At 44.7% G+C, this 1,710-nt stretch carries 1 protein-coding gene; it reads left to right on the plus strand.

All coding sequences use genetic code 11. The features are described from left to right. Positions 1-136: 136 nt before the first annotated feature. The gene (locus BKD12_RS15040) at positions 137-1,426 is read left to right on the plus strand and encodes an IS30 family transposase (RefSeq protein ID WP_083262988.1); all 1,290 of its coding nucleotides are present in this window, start codon (positions 137-139) and stop codon (positions 1,424-1,426) included. Positions 1,427-1,710: the final 284 nt, after the last annotated feature.

Genomic DNA, 1,710 nt, shown 5'->3' on the forward strand with positions numbered 1-1,710 from the left:
TGAAGTGAAAAGTTTATTTCCACTTTGAATAGGTAAAAGTAGATTTTAGTCTTTCACTCATTTCCACTTCCCCATATGCAGCATTTAGTCTTACACTTTTCATGCTAGGCAGTCGCCGGAAAGGTTGGTGTCTATTATGAAAACTCAAAACTCTTTTTCTCATTTAACTTTAGAGGAACGGCGTATCATTCTCGCCGGCATTACGAACGGCTCCACGAAAACGGCCATCGCCCAGACCATCGGCAAGGATAAGTCTACTGTTGGCAAAGAGATCAAACTTCACAGGACTCTTACCCATAAGTGTAAGATGCCCCTGGAGTGCACTCACTATAAAAAATGTGTCTATGGCCGTCAGTGTACACCTGACTGTCCGGAGTACAGTCCTTTCCGCTGCTCAAGGCGCGACCGCTCCCCTGGTGCCTGCAACGGCTGTTCCAACTGGTCACGCTGCCGTTTTGATAAATACCAGTACTCTCCGGAAGATGCCCATATGGATTACCGCACTACTCTGATCGACTCCCGGGAAGGTGTCAATCTTACAGTACAGGAAGCAAAACAGATGGCTGCTATTATCGCTCCGCTCCTGAAGCAGGGCCAGTCTCCCTATCAGATCGTTACAAACCATCCGGAACTCGGCATTTCAGAAAAAACGCTTTACAACTATATCGAAAACGGTGTTTTCCACGAGATTGCGGGAATCACTGTCATGGATCTGCGGAGGCAGGTATCACGTAAACTGCCGAAGAAAAAGGCAAAAACTTATAAGAAACGCACCGACAGAAAGTATCTCCAAGGCAGAACCTACAAAGATTATCAATCCTATCTCTCCGATCATCCCGAGGTCTTTGTTGTCCAAATGGATACGGTCTATAACGATGAGACAAACGGTCCTTTCCTTCAGACATTTAAATTTGTGAGAGCCGGCATCCTTCTCGCTTTATATCGCAACGAAAAAACCTCCGCTTCCATGAAGGAAGGTATTGACATACTGGAATCCATTCTTGGCACAGAATTGTTCCGCAAATATGTCCATGTTTTACTAACTGATCGTGGGACGGAGTTTTCTGCCGCCGAAGCCATGGAGGCATCTCACGATGGCACAAGACGGACAAGGGTGTTTTACTGCGATCCCATGCAGTCAGGACAAAAAGGCACGTTGGAGAATAAACATATAGAACTCCGTTACATCCTTCCAAAAGGAACGGATCTGAGGGAACTCGGGCTGACCGGCCAGTCCAGGCTGAATCTGGTCCTCAGCCACGTAAACTCCTCCCCTTGCGAGCTGCTTGGCAATAAAAGTCCGTTGGAACTGACGGAATTTATGTATCAGGATCTGTACGAAAAGCTGCTGGGTTTCGGCATCCATCCAATCGAAAAGGATCAGATCATTTTAAAACCATACCTGCTCAAGCAGAGAAACAAGTAAGGAAAACTACCTGATCAAAAACAACAGGCGGCTGTCAAAGAAAGGAAATACCATCCCCGACAAGTGGAATTTAGTCCTACACCCTTAAAAATACCGACTAAAGTCCGCTTTTTTGTCATGTCTAAAAATCCTGTCTTTTTCAAGCAGCCTGTTGTTTGCTTCATTTAGTGTAACACTTATTTCTACTTAATAAAACAGAAAAAGCAGCAATCACTCATTTTTGTAAGAGTAATTGCCACTTTTCTTTTCCCGTCTTTCAAAGTGGAAATAAACTTTTCACTTCA

Source organism: Merdimonas faecis (assembly GCF_001754075.1).
Classification (GTDB): Bacteria; Bacillota; Clostridia; order Lachnospirales; family Lachnospiraceae; genus Merdimonas; species Merdimonas faecis.